The 20,491-nt window shown below is 52.9% G+C and carries 16 protein-coding genes; 9 read left to right on the top strand and 7 right to left on the bottom strand.

Going from position 1 to position 20,491, the window contains the following annotated elements; all coding sequences use genetic code 11:
* Position 1 precedes the first annotated feature (1 nt).
* Positions 2-310 carry a DUF952 domain-containing protein gene (locus ACYVK4_RS22995; protein ID WP_461129910.1) on the bottom strand — a complete coding sequence of 103 codons (309 nt, stop codon included), beginning with the start codon at positions 308-310 and terminating at the stop codon, positions 2-4.
* A complete protein-coding gene (locus tag ACYVK4_RS22990; protein ID WP_461129909.1) occupies positions 310-3,489 on the bottom strand; it encodes an efflux RND transporter permease subunit in 3,180 nt (1,059 codons plus the stop codon). Before ACYVK4_RS22990 ends, ACYVK4_RS22995 begins: the two co-directional genes overlap by 1 nt.
* Positions 3,490-3,789: 300 nt before the next feature.
* On the opposite strand from ACYVK4_RS22990, the gene ACYVK4_RS22985 reads away from it, so the two are divergent.
* Positions 3,790-4,227, top strand: coding sequence for a peptidylprolyl isomerase (locus ACYVK4_RS22985; protein ID WP_461129908.1), 438 nt, complete (start codon positions 3,790-3,792; stop codon positions 4,225-4,227).
* A 55-nt stretch (positions 4,228-4,282) separates the two neighbouring features.
* Here ACYVK4_RS22985 and ACYVK4_RS22980 read toward each other — a convergent pair whose 3' ends face one another.
* The 5 genes from ACYVK4_RS22980 to gcvP form a co-directional block, all read right to left on the bottom strand.
* Positions 4,283-5,098, bottom strand: a complete 816-nt coding sequence (locus ACYVK4_RS22980) for a tryptophan-rich sensory protein (protein WP_461129907.1) — start codon at positions 5,096-5,098, stop codon at positions 4,283-4,285.
* 418 nt (positions 5,099-5,516) lie between these two features.
* Positions 5,517-7,403 (bottom strand): monovalent cation:proton antiporter-2 (CPA2) family protein, encoded by a 1,887-nt coding sequence (locus ACYVK4_RS22975; RefSeq protein WP_461129906.1) that lies wholly within the window; start codon positions 7,401-7,403, stop codon positions 5,517-5,519.
* Positions 7,400-8,002, bottom strand: coding sequence for an NAD(P)H-dependent oxidoreductase (locus ACYVK4_RS22970; RefSeq protein ID WP_461129905.1), 603 nt, complete (start codon positions 8,000-8,002; stop codon positions 7,400-7,402). Before ACYVK4_RS22970 ends, ACYVK4_RS22975 begins: the two co-directional genes overlap by 4 nt.
* Before the next feature lie 285 nt (positions 8,003-8,287).
* Positions 8,288-10,297, bottom strand: coding sequence for an OmpA family protein (locus ACYVK4_RS22965; RefSeq protein WP_461129904.1), 2,010 nt, complete (start codon positions 10,295-10,297; stop codon positions 8,288-8,290).
* Between the two features lie 196 nt (positions 10,298-10,493).
* Entirely contained in the window at positions 10,494-13,397 is a 2,904-nt protein-coding gene (gene gcvP, locus ACYVK4_RS22960) for an aminomethyl-transferring glycine dehydrogenase (RefSeq protein WP_461129903.1), read from the bottom strand.
* Between the two features lie 221 nt (positions 13,398-13,618).
* Here gcvP and rfbF point away from each other — a divergent pair, with 221 nt between their 5' ends.
* From rfbF to ACYVK4_RS22920, 8 genes are all read left to right on the top strand, one after another.
* The gene (gene rfbF, locus ACYVK4_RS22955) at positions 13,619-14,389 is read left to right on the top strand and encodes a glucose-1-phosphate cytidylyltransferase (protein ID WP_461129902.1); all 771 of its coding nucleotides are present in this window, start codon (positions 13,619-13,621) and stop codon (positions 14,387-14,389) included.
* 15 nt (positions 14,390-14,404) lie between these two features.
* The gene (gene rfbG, locus ACYVK4_RS22950; protein WP_461129901.1) at positions 14,405-15,502 is read left to right on the top strand and encodes a CDP-glucose 4,6-dehydratase; all 1,098 of its coding nucleotides are present in this window, start codon (positions 14,405-14,407) and stop codon (positions 15,500-15,502) included.
* Entirely contained in the window at positions 15,499-16,050 is a 552-nt protein-coding gene (gene rfbC, locus ACYVK4_RS22945; protein WP_461129900.1) for a dTDP-4-dehydrorhamnose 3,5-epimerase, read from the top strand. The genes rfbG and rfbC overlap by 4 nt, the downstream gene beginning before the upstream one ends.
* 4 nt (positions 16,051-16,054) lie before the next feature.
* Positions 16,055-17,281 (top strand): methyltransferase domain-containing protein, encoded by a 1,227-nt coding sequence (locus ACYVK4_RS22940; protein ID WP_461129899.1) that lies wholly within the window; start codon positions 16,055-16,057, stop codon positions 17,279-17,281.
* Positions 17,278-18,135, top strand: coding sequence for an NAD-dependent epimerase/dehydratase family protein (locus ACYVK4_RS22935; RefSeq protein ID WP_461129898.1), 858 nt, complete (start codon positions 17,278-17,280; stop codon positions 18,133-18,135). The genes ACYVK4_RS22940 and ACYVK4_RS22935 overlap by 4 nt, the downstream gene beginning before the upstream one ends.
* 5 nt (positions 18,136-18,140) lie before the next feature.
* The gene (locus tag ACYVK4_RS22930) at positions 18,141-18,878 is read left to right on the top strand and encodes a cephalosporin hydroxylase family protein (protein ID WP_461129897.1); all 738 of its coding nucleotides are present in this window, start codon (positions 18,141-18,143) and stop codon (positions 18,876-18,878) included.
* A gap of 28 nt (positions 18,879-18,906) precedes the next feature.
* On the top strand, positions 18,907-20,145 hold the full coding sequence (locus ACYVK4_RS22925) for a glycosyltransferase family 2 protein (RefSeq protein WP_461129896.1): 1,239 nt from the start codon (positions 18,907-18,909) through the stop codon (positions 20,143-20,145).
* A 73-nt stretch (positions 20,146-20,218) separates the two neighbouring features.
* Positions 20,219-20,458 (top strand): hypothetical protein, encoded by a 240-nt coding sequence (locus tag ACYVK4_RS22920; RefSeq protein WP_461129895.1) that lies wholly within the window; start codon positions 20,219-20,221, stop codon positions 20,456-20,458.
* The last annotated feature ends 33 nt before the right edge of the window (positions 20,459-20,491 follow it).

The following is a 20,491-nucleotide window of genomic DNA, read 5'->3' as shown; positions in this document are numbered from 1 at the left end:
GTTATGAGGGAACGGGTAGAGTTTCTATATGAACCACCGCATCTTTGTTGAGAGGGCCGTACAAATGGGGAAACGATTCATTATTGGTCGCCAATTCGTACTTCAACTCATGTGTCAGCTTATTTGAATCGACATGCAGCAGAACCAGACCCGGCACATTCTGATAATACCGGCTCAGTGTACCGGCAACCTGTTCTTGGCGGGAGAGATGAATAAAGCCTTCAGCCAGCAAACTGGGGGCTTCGTAAACAGGCAGACCTTCCTGCTTTTCCCAGTCAGCGGCCGAAACGATATGGTAGATCAGGTTCATTAGACAATAGGTGACGATTGGTTGTCTGGGTTGGTTTTACGGGCCAGATAACTGAATACGACCGGAACAAACAAAAGCGTGGTAAAGGTAGCCAATAGCAGGCCGCCAATAACGGCCCGGCCTAACGGTGCGTTCTGCTCTCCTCCTTCGCCCAGCCCCAGCGACATCGGCAGCATACCGATAATCATGGCGATAGCGGTCATGATAATGGGCCGCAGACGCGTTCGGCCGGCTTCCAGAGCAGCTTCATAAGCATTACCGCCCACTTCGGGCAGATGGTCTTTGGCGAAGCTGACCAGCAAAATACTGTTTGCGGTAGCCACCCCCACGCTCATGATGGCCCCCATCAGCGAAGGAATGCTGAAGGTTGTGCCGGTCAGAAAGAGCATCCAGACCATACCGCACAACGCGCCGGGCAACGCCGTAATGATAATGAACGGGTAGCGGAACGATTGAAAATTGACGACCATCAGCAGATACACCAGCAGGGCCGCAAACACGATACCCAGGCCCAGTCGACTGAAGGCACTTTCCATGCTTTCGACCTGCCCGCGAATCGAAATGACATTACCCGGCTTGAGTTGGGTCTTGTATTCAGCGGTGAGTTCTTCCAGCGCTTTGGCCACCGAGCCCAGGTCTGTTTTCTCGACAGAGGCATAGACGTCGTAACTCGGCTGGGTATTGACCCGATTGATAATAACCGGCGCTACGGTGCGCTTCATGGTCATCACATTGCTAAGCAGTTGGGGCGTTGTCCGATCGGCCGAACCGGGGGCAATGGGTGTTTGAAGCAGTTTATCGTAGGAATCGAGTTTGTAAGGGGGCGTCTGTACGGCAATGATGTACGGGAAACCACTCACCGGATCGGGCCAGAAGTTGGGCCGGGTTTGCCCGGTGCCGCTCAACGAAATATTCAGGTTCGTGGCGACCCGTTGTTCGGTCAGGCCAAATTGACTCGCCCGTTCGCGGTCAACGGCCAGAAACAGCTCGGGCGCGTCCAGCACCTGGTGCAAATGCACATCGACCGCCCCGGGCACCTGCGCTATTTTGGCTTCCAGTTCACGGGCCACCTTGAGGTTATTCGCCCGGTCGAAGCCAGACACCTGCACGTCGATGGCGGCCGTCAAACCGAAGTTCAGGATCTGGCTAACGATATCGGCAGGGAGAAAGAAATACGTCACGTCGGGCATTTCCTGCCGGAGCCGCGCCCGCAATTCGCGCACGTAGTCGATGGTAGGGCGCGACCGCTCTTCGTCGAGCGAGATCAGCAGTTCAGCATCGGCAGCACTGGCCGATGAGTTATCGGAGAAGAAGAAGTTGTACCGCTCGGAGGTCAGGCCAATATTACTGATGACAGAACTTATTTCCTCCTCGGGAATCACCTCGCGCACGATTTCGGCGGTTTGAGCCGCTATCTGCTCCGATGATTCAAGGCGTGTACCGGCCGGGGCGCGGAGGTGAAGCCTGATCTGCCCCCCATCAACCTGCGGGAAGAAATCACGTCCTACAAAGGGAATCAGCACAAACGTAAACGCGACCACCACCACAAATACGGCCAGTACCGTACGGCGGTTGTTCAGCACCCATTCCAAAGCCCGGAGGTAACGCGCCTGGAACCGGTCGAAACCCGCGTTGAATCTGTTGTAAAAGCGGGCAAAGGCATTCGGCCGTTTGGTTGTATCGTGGTTGTGCTGCGACTCCCCCCGCAGCATTAAATCGGCCAGGGCGGGCACCAGCGTCCGGGAGAGAACATACGACGCCAGCATGGCAAACACCACCGCTTCGGCCAGCGGCCCAAACAGGAACCGGGCGGGGCCTTCCAGAAATAAAACCGATGTAAACACGATACAGATCGTGAGTGTCGATACGAGCGTTGGCGTTGCGATCTGCTGCGCCCCTTCCAGAATGGCCTGCCGTAGCGGCATACCCAGTTCTTCGTTTCGGTGGATATTTTCGATGGTCACCGTCGCGTCATCGACCAGAATACCGATGGCCAGTGCCAGCCCGCCCAGCGTTTGAATATTGAGCGTTTCGCCCAGCAGGTACAAAACGATCAGCGACGCCAGAATTGACAGCGGAATCGACACCGCCACGATCAGTGTACTGCGCCAGCTTCCCAGAAACAACAAAATCAGCCCCGCCGTGAGCAAAGCCGCAATCATCCCCTCAACCAGTACACCTTTAATCGACGCCCGCACAAACACCGACTGGTCGAACAGGGCTTCGATCCGAAGGTTCGACGGAGCGGCCGCCCGTACCGTTGGCAGAATCTGATTCTTGATTTTATCGACAATTTGCGTCGTGGATGCATTTCCCGTTTTCACAATCCGCATCAGCACGCCTTTGCTGCCGTCCTGCTTCACAATATTCGACTGAACAGCCGCGCCGTCATGAACGTTGGCCACATCGCGCATGTGAACCGTAGTGCCGCCAACGGTCTTGATGGGAATGTCGTTAAGTGTTGCAATGACGTCCGGCTTCGAGTTCAGCCGGACGTTGTATTCACGCTCAGCCAGCCGCAGCGAGCCGCCAGGCAGGGTCAGGTTTTGGGCAGCCACGGCATTCGTCACTTCTTCGGGCGTTACATTATACGCCACCAGTTGTTCCGGTTCGAGGTCGACCGCAATCTGACGGGTTTTCCCGCCAAACGCCTGGGAGAGTCGACTTCCGGGTACCGTCGAAATCTGAGGCCGCACCCTCGTTTGAGCATAGTCCGTAATTTGCGATTCGGTCAGGCTGTCGGACGAGAGGCCCAGTTGAAGCACCGGCACGTCGGTAGCGTTATAGCGGACAATGAGGGGCGGCTGTGTACCGGGCGGCATCCGGACGAGGATCGTTTGGGAAATAGCCGTCACCTGGGCGAGCGCTTCCTCTATTTTAACTGTTGGCTGGAAGAATATCTTTAGTACAGCGGTACCATTATACGTCTGGGATTCGAGCCGCTGGATATCACTGACGTTGTTGATGAGAGACGTTTCGGAGAAGTTGGTGATCATCTTCTCCATCTCGTTGGTTGAAAGCCCGCTATAGCCCCAGATGACCGAAACCACCGGAATATTGATCCGGGGAAAGATATCGGTGGGCATTTGTGTTACGGCCAGCCCGCCCATAATCATGATCAGCAAGGCCATTACGGCAATGGTGTATTTCTTTTCTAACGCTAGGCGTACGATCCACATGGCGAGCGGGCAAAAACAGGAAATTTACGATTAATGCCTATGAACCATTACTCAATTACCCGCAGACAAGTGAGTATAATTGCATAAAACCAAGAAGTTAAAGACGAATTGTCGGCGTTTCTAACTTACCATCAGGCAATTTAGTTGTATTATTCTAAAAAAACGAAACAAGGCAATTGACTTATTCAAAGAATAAATTGTCAAGACAACTTTCTATAGCCATGGGCTCAGTTATTTCGGATTGCGAACGATTGACGGGAAATCATTGTAATTTTGTCACATAACAAAACGATTGAAGTCATGCCAAAGGCACAAATGAATACCGACAAGGGTACGATGACCATTGAGTTCTTCGAGAAAGATGCCCCTAAAGCGGTCAATAACTTTATCACCCTCGCCAAAAAAGGCTTTTACGACGGTCTTAAATTTCACCGTGTTATTCCAAATTTCATGATTCAGGGGGGCGATCCAACCGGCACCGGTGCGGGCGGACCCGGCTATACGATTGATTGCGAACTGACGGGCGAAAATCAGTACCACGACCGGGGCGTTCTATCGATGGCTCACGCAGGACGTAACACAGGCGGTTCGCAGTTTTTCATCTGCCACAACCGTCAGAACACCGCCCACCTCGACCGCAACCACACCGTTTTCGGTAAAGTTGTCGATGGTCTGGACGTTATCGACCAGATCAAGCAGGGCGACAAGATCACCAGCATCACGGTGATGGAAGAGTAAGCAGGTAGAGACTCCACCCCAAACGGTACGCCGTTTGGGGTGGAGTTAACCTCCCTCAACTATAAACGGGTGTCTTCTTGGAAATCAGACCCACAATGGCCAGCACGACCGCCACAATAGCCCCCGCACCCGCTATAAGCGGTATCTGGCCAATGCCCTGCTGCTCTACCGCTATGGCCGCATAGGCCCAGGTAAAGACCAATATATACGCTACACTTCTAAAGCGATTAAAGACAACGGCTCCTACCAACAGCCCAACAACCAGCATGGCCATAGCCCAGGTCTGTTCAGATAAGCCCATCAAACTAAAATCAGTTGCTTTCAAGAATACCGTTACGTTCAGAATCGTGGCGACGGTGAGCCAGCCAAAATAAATGGAGAACGGTATCCGGGCCAACCAGGTCTCTGTGGGCGTCGCGGGTGACTCCGGCAGGGTCACATCAGGATCCGTCTGGATAACAGGGACAGCCACGCGTTGCAGCAGACGTTGCTCAATAATAACCAGCGAGAACAGCATCACCAGAATAACGACCAAGGCCACGCCAATAAGCTCGTTATTAAAAAGTGGACTCCAGACCGCATTGCCCAGAGCATTCAACACCACCCACCAGCCAATGGCCCGAAAACGCGGATTCGTCCGCTGCGAGCCCAGCCCCTGGTAAATGGCAAAGGCCAGCAAGCCCAGGAAGATGATTCCCCAAATGGAAAAGGCATAGCCCGCCGGGGTAATCAGCGTATGATACTTATCCGAAATAACTTTGTTCGTTTGCCCGCCGAAGGCTCCCACGTTTGAGAGGTAGTTCATCACGATAAGGGTGATGATGCTGAACATAACGGAAAATTGGCGCAGCCTGTCGTTTTGCGGATTCATGTTTCCAATTGGTTTTAAAAAGTAAACACCCTGTCGCTGGTTCTGTTTCGGTTGGTCCTAATCACACAGAGACGGAAATTGACGAAGGTCGATACACGTAAAAGCGGTCAGACGCGGACCCGTACCGTTCCTTCACCCGACAATCTACAAATGAGCCCTTAGAATCCAGCTATTTAACGTGAATAATGGCTGAATGCAAATTGATATCGGGTCGACTTATGATAGTAATCCATGCGCAATACAGTAAAGTTTAACTACAAAGGCACACAGCACACAGAGGTTGACAGGATACGTTCGCCCCCGCTTAATCTCTGTGAATTTTGTGCCTTTGTGGTTAGATTTTTTTGTTTTAGTAGCTATGAAAAGCAAACAATAACTGCTCATAAGCTAGATTTTGATCTAGCTTATGCTATTCACATTATTTAGTAGCCAGGCTATTTATTTCTTTTCGCAGCGAATCGCTATCCCAGCCTTCTTCCACTTCCCGTAGCCAGCGGTCGGCCTCGTCAGACCGGATCAACTCTTCCAACTCCTTGATTTGGCGTCGGGTTGTGTTAAAATACTGGCTCTTATCACCCCGAACATCAGCCTGCTCCTTCAGGGCATCTTCATCGTGGCGTCGGAACAGTCGTGCCGACCGTTCGGTGTAGTAAGCCCTTCCCCCTAACATACGCATTACATCAATGCCCGTTCGCAAGGACGTATCTAACGTTTCTCTATAAATATGCTCCACACCCGCCCCCACGAAATCGTAGGCGTCGCTACGGTCGTGTGCCCGTACCAGAATGGTTAAATTCGGAAAATGTTTCTTAACCGTCTTGACCAACTCCAGCGTTTTGTGGTGTGTTTCCAGCGCAATGACGATGATTTTGGCTTCGTGTGCACCTGCCGAATGAAGCAGGTCGTAACGCGACGCATCCCCATAATAAACCTTCAGACCGATTCGTCGTAGGGTTTCGACACGATCAGCGTCAAAATCCAGTACAGTGGTACCGACTCCGTTAGCCCGCAGAAAACGACCCACGATGTTGTTGAAATGATCAAAGCCGGCAATAATCACCGGGTTCTTCTCATCAATGTGATCAGCTTCTTTCTTGGGTTGAAGTCCCCGGCTCATCCAGGGAAGCAGATAGGTTTCGTTAACCAGAAAAAGAATAGGCGTCAACGCCATACTTATAGCGACCACAGCCGTCAATACGCCTGCGGTATAAGCGTTCAGAATGCCGTTCTGCTGCGTGAATGAGAGCAATACAAAGGCAAACTCCCCTATCTGCGACAGACCCAGGGCAAAGGTCAGATTTTGATCCTTAGCCAGTTTAAAGCGATTGCCCAACAAGCCCAATACCAGTGCCTTCATCGTCATCAAGCCCAGAACAAGGCCGATGATCAGTAAAGGATTATCGAGAATAAGTGAAAAATCAACAGACGCCCCTACCGAGATGAAAAAGAGACCAAGGAGCAGTCCACGAAAGGGGCTGATATCACTTTCCAACTCGTGTTTATATTCACTGTTGGCCAATACGACACCCGACACAAAAGCACCCAATGCCGGACTCAGCCCGACCGATTCCATTAACCAGGCCACGCCACCGACCAGCAGAAAGGCCGACGCAATGAATACCTCCCGTAAACCGGTACGGGCAATGATGCGAAAAACGGGACGCATCCCAAACCGCCCCAACAGAATAACCAACAGCACAGCTCCCAAAACAGCCAATGGCTGTACCCAGCTCGGCAGGCCGCTCAATAGTGAATGCTCACCGCCTTCTACGTTATGGTCTACCGGATAAGTAGCCAGCAAAGGCAGTATGGCTAATATGGGAATAACGGCAATATCCTGAAATAATAAGACCGAGAACGTCGACTGTCCGGCAGGCGTTTGTATCAGACCCTTTTCCGTCATTGTCTGCAGGACGATGGCCGTTGACGACATGGCCATCACCATGCCTATAGCCAGCGCTTCCTGCCACGGCAGCCCCAGCAAAAAAGCCCCGCCACCAATAACCAGTGAGGTCACCAGTACCTGTAAGCCCCCCAGTCCTACCACCGGGACTCGTAATTTCCATAGCAATTCCGGCTCCAGCTCCAGACCAACCAGAAACAGCATGATCACGACACCAAACTCAGCGACGTGCATAACCCCTTTGCCCTCTTCGCCGATCAATCCCAGCACCGCAGGCCCGATAACCATACCGGCTATCAGATAGCCCAATACCGAGCCCAGCCCCAATCGTTTGGCAATGGGCACAAATACGACACCCGCTGCCAGGTAAATGATCGCTTGTTCAAGTACTAAATGGCTCATAAGGAGTGAGGTTGAGTTAGTAATTCATTGGCGTAAGCCGATCGTTTCGCCATATCCAGGTCGATATCATCGGCCGTCAGGTTTTTCACCAGCGTTCGGTATTGTTGGGCAGCAGCCAGAATATCTTCATCCGTCATGCGGTGCGTTCCATGCACGGCAAAGGGAGGAAGGTAGATCATTTTACAGAGTGTTGCGGTGCGCTCGAAAGGGAGCAGAAACTGACGTATCGTGAACTGATGAAACCCGGTTTCGGTATAGGCCTCCCGGGGTCCGCCCGAGGTAAAAATATTCATCATCTTCTTGCCGGCCAGGGCATTACCCTCCCTGCCATACGCCCATCCATGTTCCAGCGTCAGGTCTTCCCATTGCTTAACGATGGCTGGTGCGCTATACCAGTACATGGGATGATGCAGCAAAATATAATCGTGACGCAGCAGCAATTCCTGTTCGCGGTCGATGTCAATATCGAAGTCCGGATATTGTTCATACAGGTCATTCACCGTGACGGAGGGAAGGTCGCGAACAGCGTCAATAAGCACTCGATTCGCCCTTGACTTCTCCAGTGCCGGATGAGCGAAATGAATTAAAACGTTAGCCATAGGGATGGTCGAATAAATCACAAACTGGCCGACTGCTCAGTTGGCAATTTCGTTGTGTTGAGTTTTACATTTTGTCCGAAGAACCTATAATAATACTAAATCTATCGCCAACAAGTAGGTCTCCTGGCGCAATTTTACGTTTTCAGTACTATCCCAAAGATGATACCCACCTACCCTGTTTGAAAAACTGTTGATCATTTCTTAAGCTGACGAATCCCTTATTTTTATACAAAAAAAGCGGCCTATGAACGATTCTCATAGGCCGCTTTTCGCTTTTTGTAACAGTTACAATTCCAGAATCTTGATTTCTGTTCGTCGGTTACGCTGGTGTTCCTCTTCGGTTTTCGCGTTTTTGACCACCAGGCGGGTTTCACCGTAACCTTTTGCCACCAACCGGTCGGACGAAATACCCTGCGAGACGATGTAATCTACTGCCGATTTTGCCCGGTTCTGCGATAGCTTCATGTTGTAGGCATCCGGAGCCCGGGCATCGGTATGCGAACTGAGTTCCAGTTTGAGCGTTGGGTTGTCTTTCAGGATCACAACGATCTTATCGAGTTCGGGAGCCGCGTCAGATCGGATGTTATACTTATCAAGGTCATAGTAGATATTCTCCAGAACAAATGTCTTGTTCAATACCGACCTGTCGAGTAGAATAGCGACGTTAAACGTCGTATCGGTTTGGGGTTTGGTCAGAAAGACAGACGGAATACTCTTGCCCTGCATCGTAAACGGCTCGCGGTGGGTCAGATAGCCCTTCCGCTCGGCCAGAATCGTGTAGTCTTTCCCTTCTACCAGCGGAAACTTTCCGAACGTGCCCGGCTGCCCCGTTACAACCTCCGCAATTGGCTGCCCCGTCGCATCGTCCAGAATGCGAACTTTGGCCGAATCGAGGGGAGAAATGGGAGTTTCATTGGACGAAACAGTACCCGCGATGAAATAGCGTACCGTTTTAGGGGCATTGGCTGGTGGGGGCGTCTGCACAACAATCGTGGTCGTGTCGGCAATTGGCCCTTCCTGGAAGAAATAAATATCGTCGTCACCTTTGCCGCCCGCCCGGTTGGACGCCATAAAGCCTTTGGTCGGGTCGGTATAGATCAGGCCGAAGTCATCGGAGGGCGAGTTGATGGGCTGTCCCATATTTTCCACTCGTGTCACCCCACCCGAACGGGTTGCTACAAACACATCCAGCTTTCCCAGGCCGGGATGGCCGTCGGAGGCAAAATACAGTTTGGCATTGGCACCTACATAGGGAAACATCTCGTCGCCGGGCGTGTTGATGTCGCGGCCCATATTGACCGGACGGCTAAAGCGTCCCGATGCGTCGATGCTGGTTCGGTAGAGGTCAATACCCCCTGCGCCACCGGCCCGGTTCGAGGCAAAGTACAATGTCTTGCCATCGGCCGAGAACGCCGGCGAACCATCCCACGCGAGCGAGTCGCTGATGGGCAGGCGCAGCGGCTGGCTCCAGGCACTGCCTTCCAGGCGGCTGATGTATAAGTCAACATCGAGCCCACCTTTGCGTTTACCGTTGTTACCCCGCGCCAGAATCATGGTCTTGCCATCTTTCGAGAAAGCTGGCGTCCCTTCGTTCACATCGCCCTGAAAGACGTTGGTGCTGAATACTTCGGGCTGGCCCGTAGCGCCACCTGTACTTCCCGTTTCGTCGGGCTTCTGGTTTAATTTCGTTTTGTACAACCCGAGCATGGGCTGACCGTTGTTCTTGTAAATATTCTCTTTTCGCGATGCTGTAAATACCAGCTCCTCGCCCCGCACAACCGGTGCAAACTCAGCCCCCGGCGAGTTGAGGTTACCCATGTTGCGAATCGTGATCAGCGATTTGTTCTGCGCGATGATATTGATCGCCTTCAGCGTTTCCACTTCGCGACGGGCTTTGTCGAGGGTTGCTTTGGCTGTTGTTTTGGGGGCGTTCGCCACGTACTGCTGCAACTGCTCCAGCGCACCTGTATAATTTCCCTGTGATTTTAGCGCGTAAGCGTAGTTGAACCGGGCATCCGGCTCTTTCGTATCAGCGTCAATAGCTTTCTGATAGAATGGAACAGCCTCTCCAAACCGGTTCGACAGCCGATACGATTCGGCCGTGTAATAATTTAGCCGGGCGGGGTCAATATTTCCTTTGGCCGCCTTCTGAAACTGGGTCAGTGCCAGGTTATATTCACCGGCGTCATAATGACGCACGCCTTTTTTATACGCCTGCATGGCCGAATTGCAGCCCGTCAGTCCGCTGGCCAGACCTAACACCACGAGCAGTACAGATAACGTATTGGTTTTCATAGGACTAAAAAAACAAATCGCTGTTTCCGGCCCAAGATACTGGAAATTTGACCGGGACATACGTTTAACGATTAGAATCGCTTTTTATTGAGGGTCGTTTATAGTAACGCGGGTGGAAACCCGCGATTAATAACAGCTAAAATTGACGGTTATTAATCGCGGGTTTCCACCCGCGTTATTTGTTACTCATCTTCTCTTACGCCTGTTGGGCTACACCCGCTTCTTCAGCCACTTCCGTTGTGTACTCCTCAACGGGAATACAGGAGCAGACGAGATTCCGGTCGCCATAGGCCGAATCGATGCGGCTTACACTTGGCCAGAACTTGCGGGCGCGAACCTGCGGCAGCGGGAACACGGCTTTCTCGCGGCTGTAAGGCCGGTTCCAGCTATCGCTCAACGCAACCGTTGCCGTATGGGGCGCATGTTTCAACACGTTGCTGGTCCGATCAGCTTCGCCCGCTTCGATCTCCCGGATTTCGTTGCGAATGGCAATCATGGCTTCGCAGAACCGGTCGAGTTCGGCTTTCGACTCCGATTCGGTTGGTTCGATCATCATCGTTCCCGCTACCGGGAACGACACCGTTGGCGCGTGGAAACCGTAATCCATCAACCGCTTGGCAATGTCCTCCACTTCAACGCCCGTCGTGGCTTTGAACGGACGGCAGTCGATGATCATCTCGTGGGCACAACGACCGTTGGTACCCGTGTAGAGTGTATCGTAATGTCCATCCAGACGCGCTTTGATGTAATTCGCATTCAGGATAGCCCGTTTCGTGGCATTGGTCAGCCCTTCGCCACCCATCATCGCAATGTAGGCGTACGAAATGGTGAGGATACTGGCCGAGCCATAAGGCGCTGCCGAAACGGCATGAATGGCCTGATCGCCACCGATGTGTACGACCGCATGACCCGGCAGGAACGGCACCAGCTGCGGTGCCACACCGATAGGACCCATGCCCGGACCGCCACCACCGTGCGGAATGCAGAAAGTTTTGTGGAGGTTCAGGTGACACACATCGGCACCAATAGCGGCTGGTGAGGTCAGACCAACCTGGGCGTTCATATTCGCTCCATCCATGTACACTTGTCCGCCATGCTGGTGGATGATGTCACAGATTTCCTTGATGCTCTCTTCGAATACGCCGTGCGTGGATGGATAGGTAACCATCAGACACGACAGGTCATTGCTGTATTGTTCGGCTTTCGCTTTCAGGTCGGCCACGTCGATGTTGCCGCGCTCATCGCACTTCACGATAACGACTTTCATACCGGCCATAACCGCACTGGCGGGGTTGGTGCCGTGCGCCGACTGCGGAATCAGCGAAATCGTCCGGTGGAAGTCGCCCCGGCTCTCGTGATACGCCCGAATCACCATCAGACCGGCATATTCACCCTGCGCCCCGGAGTTCGGCTGCAGCGACATGGCGGCAAAACCCGTCACCTCACAAAGCCAGGCATTCAGTTCGGTGAACATCTGCTGGTAACCTGCCGTCTGGTCCTTCGGCGCAAACGGATGCAGTTTACCCAGCTCGGGCCAGGTGACCGGAATCATTTCGGCCGTTGCGTTCAACTTCATGGTGCAGCTACCGAGCGAAATCATGGAATGGACCAGCGAGAGGTCCTTCTCTTCCAGCGATTTCAGATACCGAAGCATCTCGTGTTCCGTATGGTGCGTGTTGAAGACGGGGTGCGTCAGGTAATCCGACTGCCGAACGAGTTGCTCCGGCCAGCTGATTTCCAGACCATCCAGAATAGCCTCCATATCGGCCTTGATGCCGAATACAGTTAGTAATTCGGTAACGTCGTGAAGAGACTTGGCTTCGTCGAAGGAGACGCCGATATGCTCTTCATCGTCGAAATACCGCAGGTTGATCTGAGCGGCTTTCGCCGATTTTTTCAAAGATTCGGTATCCGATACTTTTACTTTGACCGTATCGAAATAGTTTTCGGTCGTTACCTCATACCCATTCCAGCGAAGTGCCGTAGCGAATATTTTGGTGAGCGCATGTACCTGTTCGGCGATGGCACGGAGCCGCTGCGGACCGTGATACACGGCGTAGCTTCCGGCCATTACGGCCAGCAGTACCTGTGCCGTACAAATATTGGACGTTGCTTTTTCGCGACGGATGTGCTGCTCGCGGGTCTGGAGGGCCATCCGCAGGGCAGGGCGACCTTCGGCATCCTGCGACACGCCAATGATACGGCCCGGAATCTGCCGTTTGAAGGCATCACGGGTAGCGAAGAAAGCCGCATGTGGACCGCCGTAGCCCATGGGTACGCCAAAGCGCTGGGATGAACCCACCACGACATCGGCACCCATTTCGCCGGGAGGGGTGAGTAAAGTCAGGGCCAGCAGATCGGCAGCAACGGCAACGGTAATGTTCAGCTCATGCGCCGACGCAATCAGGTCGGCATAGTTGAATACTTCGCCATCCGAAGCGGGGTACTGCAGCAACATACCGAAAATGTCGCCACTGGTCAGATCGACCGAGCGGTGATCGCCGATAAGTACTTTCACACCAATGGGGGTAGCCCGCGTCAGGAGTACATCAATAGTTTGCGGGTGGCACCGGTCCGAGACGAAAAACGTAGCGGCTGCTTTTTTCTGGGCCGGGCGCATGGCATATAGCATGTGCATGGCTTCGGCGGCTGCGGTGGCTTCATCGAGCAGCGACGCGTTGGCCAGATCCATCCCCGTCAGATCCGAGATAACCGTCTGGAAATTCAGCAGGGCTTCGAGTCGTCCCTGCGCGATTTCGGCCTGGTAAGGCGTATAAGCGGTATACCAGGCTGGATTTTCGAGAATGTTACGGAGAATAACGTTCGGTGTCAGGGTATCGTAATAACCCGTGCCGATATACGATTTAAAGATTTTGTTTTGCCCGGCCACCTTTTTAAAATCGGCCAGAAACGTCATTTCTGATTTTGGCTCGGGTAAATTCAGGGGATTGGCCAGCCGGATGGCGTCGGGTACTGTCTGGCTGATCAACTCATCGATTGATTCCACGCCAACGGTCTGGAGTATCTCGGCCAGTGCCGCGTCGGTTTGACCGTGATGCCGGTCTTCAAATAGGTCTGTCTGTTGAAGCTTTAGTTTCATGCCGGGATTACCCACCTTTTCGTTTTAATGGAAACTCAAATTTACGGCAAAACGTGCGATTTTTGGCCCTATTGCCTTAAACTTAAACCTTATACTTCCCTATTTTTGACTACATTATGAAATTTTTATTGACTTAATATCCCCTTTGGCCCAGTCTCGCACGATATTTGTCAGACGGCTCTACACCTGACTTCTGTCGTTATTACCCTAACCCTATTGCCATGAAAGTTGTCATTCTTGCGGGGGGCTTAGGCACCCGCCTGAGCGAAGAAACGGTTATAAAGCCCAAACCAATGGTTGAAATTGGTGGTATGCCCATTCTCTGGCATATCATGAAGATATACTCCAGCCATGGCTTCAATGAATTTGTGGTTTGTCTGGGCTACAAAGGCTACCTGATCAAAGAATATTTCGCGAACTATTTTCTGCACCAGTCCGACGTAACCATCGACCTGGGGCGAAACCACATGAATATCCACGATTCGCAGGCCGAACCCTGGAAGATCACCCTCGTCGATACGGGTAAAGACAGCATGACGGGCGGGCGGATCAAACGCGTTCGGCATCACATTGGCGAGGAACCCTTTATGCTAACCTATGGCGATGGCGTAGGCGATGTAAACATCACCGATCTGGTTGCCTTTCACAAAGCGCACGGTAAGCGGTGTACGTTAACGGCAGTACAGCCTTCGGCACGCTTTGGCGCGCTGGATATAAGTGGCGACGGCAATGTCACCTCATTTCTGGAAAAACCCAAAGGCGACGGTGCCTGGATTAACGGTGGGTTTTTCGTTTGCCAGCCCGAGGTCTTCGATTACATTGAGGGTGATTCGACCACCTGGGAGCGCTACCCGATGGAAACCCTGGCCGCCGAGCAGGAGTTGATGGCTTTTCAGCACGATGGATTCTGGAAACCGATGGACACGCTGCGGGACAAACTCGAACTCGAAACCGCCTGGAACGCCGGTACGGCTGAATGGAAAACCTGGTAAGCCTATCCTATTTTTATGACAGCTCTCTTTGCCGATCAATACCGCAACAAAACCGTTCTGCTAACGGGCCATACAGGCTTTAAAGGCTCGTGGCTGGCTTACTGGCTGCATCAGCTCGGCGCGCGGGTGGTTGGCTACTCGCTCCCGGCTCCTTCAGAACCCAGCCACTGGAACCTGCTGCAATTGCCCGTTCAGAATGAAGTGGGTAACATCAATGACCAGCCGCATCTGGCCCATGTTTTTGCGGCCGCCCAACCCGACATTGTCATTCATATGGCGGCTCAGGCGCTGGTTCGTTACTCCTACAAACACCCGCTGGAAACCATTGAAACGAATATACTCGGCACCGCGAAAGTGCTGGAATGCGTTCGGCAAACGCCATCCGTCAGGGCCGTTGTGGTGGTTACCAGCGATAAATGCTACGAGAACCCGGAAGATGGGCGACCCCTGACCGAAACCGACCCCATGGGCGGCTACGACCCCTACAGCATGTCGAAGGGGGGCGCTGAACTCGTTACGAACAGCTACCGGAATTCGTTTTTCAATCTGGCTCAGTATGGGCAAACGCACCGGACACTGCTCGCCAGCGTTCGGGCGGGGAATGTGATTGGTGGGGGCGACTGGGCTGCCGACCGGCTGATCCCGGACCTGATTCGGGGCAGTGTCTCGAACCAGCTCGTATCCATCCGAAACCCGGATGCCGTACGCCCCTGGCAGCATGTGCTCGAACCCCTGTCGGGTTATCTGCTGGTTGGCCAACACCTGATGAGTGGCGACACCTCAGCCGCCACTGGCTGGAATTTCGGCCCCGACCCCGCCGATGTGCTGCCCGTGCGGGCGGTGATTCGGCAAGCACAAACGTGCTGGGATGCCATTGGCTATACCGAAGTACCGTCGGAGCAGAATCCGCACGAAGCTCATTTGCTGACCCTCGACTGCGCGAAGGCGAACCAGCAACTGAACTGGTTTCCGGTCTGGGATACGCACATGGCCATTCAACGGACCATCGACTGGTACAAAGCCTATTACGAAGGTGGTGAGGTTTGTACCGACAAAGACCTGTCGGCGTACATACAACAGGCCCAAACGCATAACTTGATCTGGACCCGATGACGTTTGACGAGACTCCGCTATCGGGTGCCTATGTCATCCAGTTATCTCCCCGATCGGATAATCGGGGCTGGTTTGTCAGGACGTACGACAAAACCGAACTGGCACAGATTGGCCACACCGCCGAGTGGGTACAGATGAACCACTCGCAAACGCAGCAGGCGGGTGCCATTCGGGGGATGCACTTTCAGCACCCGCCCCATGCCGAGATAAAGCTGGTGCGTTGCGTAGTGGGCCACGTGTTCGACGTGATTGTCGATTTACGGGCGGGTTCGCCTACCCTGGGCCAGTGGTTCGGTACCGAACTGTCGGCGGCCAATCAGGCAACCCTCTACATTCCCAAAGGATTCGCACATGGCTTCCAGACGCTGACCGAAAACTGCCAACTGGTGTATTGCCACAGCGAGTATTATACCCCCGCCAGCGAAGACGCCATTTTATATAATGATCCACGGGTGGGGATCAACTGGCCGCTTCCTGTTACGGATATTTCGGAACGCGATCGTAACCATCCACCCCTTACCCCGTCCTTCTCCGGCCTAATTCTCTGACTTCATGAACTGTCGCTTCTGCCAAACGCCTTTAGAGCACACCTTTATCGACCTGATCAATTCGCCCGCTTCGAACTCCTACCTGACGTATGAGCAATTGAATGAGCCGGAAACGTTCTATCCGTTGAAGGTTTTCACCTGCCATAGCTGCTTTCTGGTTCAGGTGGATGAGTACAAAAAATCGGATGCGATCTTCGATAACGACTACGCCTACTTTTCGTCGTTCTCTACCAGTTGGCTGGCCCACGCCAAACGGTATGTCGACGCCATGACCAACCGCTTTGGCCTGAATGCGGATTCGCAGGTGATGGAGATTGCCTCCAACGATGGGTATCTGCTTCAGTATTTTGTCGAAAAACACATTCCGGCCCTGGGCATCGAGCCAACGGCCAACACGGCTGCGGTGGCTATCGGAAAGGGTGTTCCGACCATTACCCGGTTTTTTGGTACCGAACTGGCCCGTGAACTGGCCGCAGCAGGCAAAAAGGCCGACCTGCTGCTGGGCAACAATGTGCTGGCTCACGTGCCCGACATTGTCGACTTTGTGGCGGGTATGCAGCTCGTACTGAAACCAACCGGTGTGATCACCATGGAGTTTCCGCACGTGATGAACCTGGTCGACCAGAATCAGTTCGATACGATCTACCACGAACATTTTTCCTATTTATCGTTCTACACGGTCAGCCAGATCTTTGCGGCTCAGGGCCTGACGATGTTTGACGTAGAAGAAATTCCAACCCATGGCGGTTCGCTGCGTATCTACGCGAAACAGGCTGGTAACGACGCGCTACCCATCTCGCCAAACGTAGCGGCCTTGCTGAAGAAAGAAGCCGATGCCGGTCTGACGGGGATGGACTATTATTCGGGCCTGCAACCAAAAGCCCTGACGGTAAAGCTCGATCTGCTCAGTTTTCTGATCGAGCAAAAACGGGCCGGAAAATCAGTGGCGGCCTACGGAGCAGCCGCTAAAGGGAACACATTGCTGAATTTTTGCGGGGTCAAAAACGATCTGATTGCGTTTGTCGTGGATGCCAACCCGGCCAAACAAAACAAATTCCTGCCCGCCAGCCATATTCCTGTGGTGCAGGAAGACGTTCTAAAAGCGGAGAAACCCGACTATGTGCTCATTCTGCCCTGGAACCTGACCGACGAAATTACCCGTCAATTGGCGTACATCCGTGACTGGGGCGGGCAGTTTGTGATTCCAATTCCAGAACTAACGATCCTTTGAACGCGCAACAAACGGTTTTGGTCACGGGGGCTACCGGCTTTATCGGCCGGCATGTGGTGGAGCGACTGACCGCCACAACGGGCGTCCGTGTGCTGACCACAGGCCGAACCCTGCCCAACCTGGAACAGACACCCTGGCTGGAGCAGGTTCTGTTTATACCGTTCGATATGGAGACTGTTTCGGTCGACATCGATCTGTACACTTATTTCGGTCGGCCCGACGCCGTTATTCATTTAGCCTGGCCGGGTTTGACCAACTTCAAATCCCTGAAGCATGTCGATACGTATTGGCAGCAGCAGTACCGGTTTCTGACCAACCTGATCGCCAACGGTCTGACCGACCTGACGGTTACGGGCACCTGCCTGGAATACGGTCTGCAAAGCGGCTGCCTGACCGAAGACCTGCCCACACAACCGACCACGGCTTACGGTTTGGGTAAAGACATGCTCCAGAAGGCCCTTAGCTTGTTTTTAAAGGATTGGGATGTGTCGTTCAAGTGGCTGCGCCTGTTCTATATGTATGGCCCCGGTCAAAACCCAAAGTCGTTGCTGGCGCAACTCGAAGCGGCTGCCCAGCGGGGCGATGCGGTGTTCAACATGTCGAAAGGCGAGCAGCTTCGGGATTATTTGCCGGTGTCGGAAGTGGCCCGCCACATTACCCAAGCTGCTCTGCAACAGCAGGTTACCGGACTAATTAACTGCTGCAGCGGGCAACCTGTGGCCGTTCGAACATTTGTGGAACGGTTTATGCAAGAGCATAATTATCACTTGTCACTTAATCTCGGTTATTACCCCTATCCCGACTATGAGCCGCTGGCTTTTTGGGGAAACAATCAAAAACTGTTAACCATATGATCTCCATGAATGCCCCTAACCCAATCACCGAATTTCAGCAGGAGTGCGCCGATCGTGCGGCATCGTATCCCGAAAAAACCGATCTGGTAGCCGCAGCGCAGGCGTTTAATGTGGCCTCGAACCGCGAGAAATATTCGTACAATTTCAGCTGGATGGGCCGCCCCATCATTCAGTATCCGCAGGACATGATTGCCATGCAGGAACTGATCTGGCGCATCCAGCCCGATGTGCTGATCGAAACCGGTATTGCCCACGGCGGCTCGTTAATTTACTACGCATCGCTATTCGAATTAATTGGCAAAGGCGAAGTGATTGGTATCGACATTGACATTCGGGCGCACAACCGGGCCGAAATCGAAGCCCACCCTATGTTCAAACGCATTACCATGCTCGAAGGATCGGCCGTTGACGAAGCGCTGGTGGCCGACGTTGCCAAACTCGTTGCGGGTAAAAAGACCATCATGGTATCACTGGACTCCAACCATACCCACGAGCATGTGCTGCGTGAACTGGAACTGTATTCGCCCTTTGTAACGGTTGGTTCCTATTGTGTGGTGTTCGATACGATTGTGGAAGATATGCCCGCACAGATGTACGACCGGCCCTGGGATAAAGGCAACAACCCTAAAACGGCGGTTTGGGAGTTTTTGAAAACCACGTCTGATTTTGAAGTCGACCACGCCATCGACAATAAACTGCTGATTTCAGTAGCGCCGGAAGGCTATCTCAAGCGAGTTAGTTAAGTCAAGCGAATGAGTCAGCCAGCTTCCTATGAATCCAAAGAAATTTACGATTGTCATTCCAACGCGGGAGCGGGCGGATACCTTACAGCATTCGCTCCGCACCTGCACTACCCAGGATTATGACAACCTAACGATCATCGTTTCGGACAATTGCGGTCGTGATAACACCCGCGATGTGGTCGAATCGTTTGCCGATCCGCGTGTAAAATACATCAACACGGGCAAGCGGATGAGTATGTCGCACAACTGGGAATTTGCGCTCGATCATGTGCAGGACGGGTTCGTCACGTATCTGGGCGACGATGATGGCCTGTTACCCAATGCGGTAGCCGAATCGAACCGGATTCTGACCGAAACCGGTCTCTCCTCCATCAACATGAATCCGAATACGGACATGTACCTCTGGCCTTCCTACTTCAGGAAGCAGCAGGCGGGTATGATGAAAGTCAGTTTTCAGAACGGCTACGAGATTCGGGATGGACACACGGAACTTCAAAAACTGATGCACTGCAAACAGGAGCATTCGCCCATCCCCTGCGTGTATACATCGTTCATCGATATGGCCGTGATCAATCAGGTTAAACGCGTGTCGAAACCATTTTTTCGGTCGCAGATTCCCGACTCCTACTCGGCGGTGGCACTGGCCAATTCGCTCGGCAAGTATGTGTATGCCAAACGACGGCTTCGGCTCAACGGCATTTCCTCGCACAGCACCGGCTCATCGCAGTTCAACTACGGCACCGACCAGAAAGCCGCCGACTTGTTTGCGAGCGAAGTCAGTATCCCGTTTCACCACGACATGATCTATTCGGCCTCCTACAGCTACATGATTGCCGAAAACTTTCTTCAATCGTTCGATGCGGGGCTTAATCAGGCCGAGATGAAGCAGTTTGACATCATGCCCTTCATCGAAACGGCCCTTAAAGAAGCCAACACCCGGCTGAATAATCAATATGACGGTGTTATTGCCGCCACCCGTTTTTTTGCCGACAAAAGAGGCCTTGCTCCCGACACGGTCAACCGATTGATCGACGAAGCCCGCACCCGGAAGATCAATGTAGTCTGGTACGACCTCCAGCGGTACGCGCACCCGTTCCTGTTTTTCAATACAATGGCCTACGGAGCCACCAATGTCTACGAAGCCAGTCTGTTGTACGATAAGATACGCGAGAATCCCAGCCAGTTTTTGTTGAAAGCGTCGACCTGGACCAACATGTTCCAGATGGTGTTCGGCGAAGCGTTAAATCGCTATAAAGTGGAGAAATAACGTTGTTTGCCCGAGTCAGACGCTGGTTTGATACCGGAAGTTCACATTCTCTGGTCTTGGCAACCCGTAAATCATGCACAAGACAGAAACCAAGGGTGGCAAAGATGTCTGGGCCAAGCTCCGGCTTGGCCATCACCTCCTAAAGTTCAAAGGCCAAGCCGGAGCTTGGCCCAGACATACAGACGTCATCAGCCTAATCAAACGCGTTAATGCTTCATTCAATAACCACCAGTTGATTGTTTTCCTGATTAACGGGAATAATGGCTATATGCAGGTCAGCATTCGTTTAACTGAAGATCAGAATCCAGGCTAGATCAAAAAGATCTAATCGCTGCATAACATAACG

The sequence above is a fragment of the Spirosoma aerophilum genome (assembly GCF_054782495.1).
The sequence above is the reverse complement of the archived record's forward strand: the minus strand, read 5'-3'. Positions and strand labels throughout refer to the sequence as shown.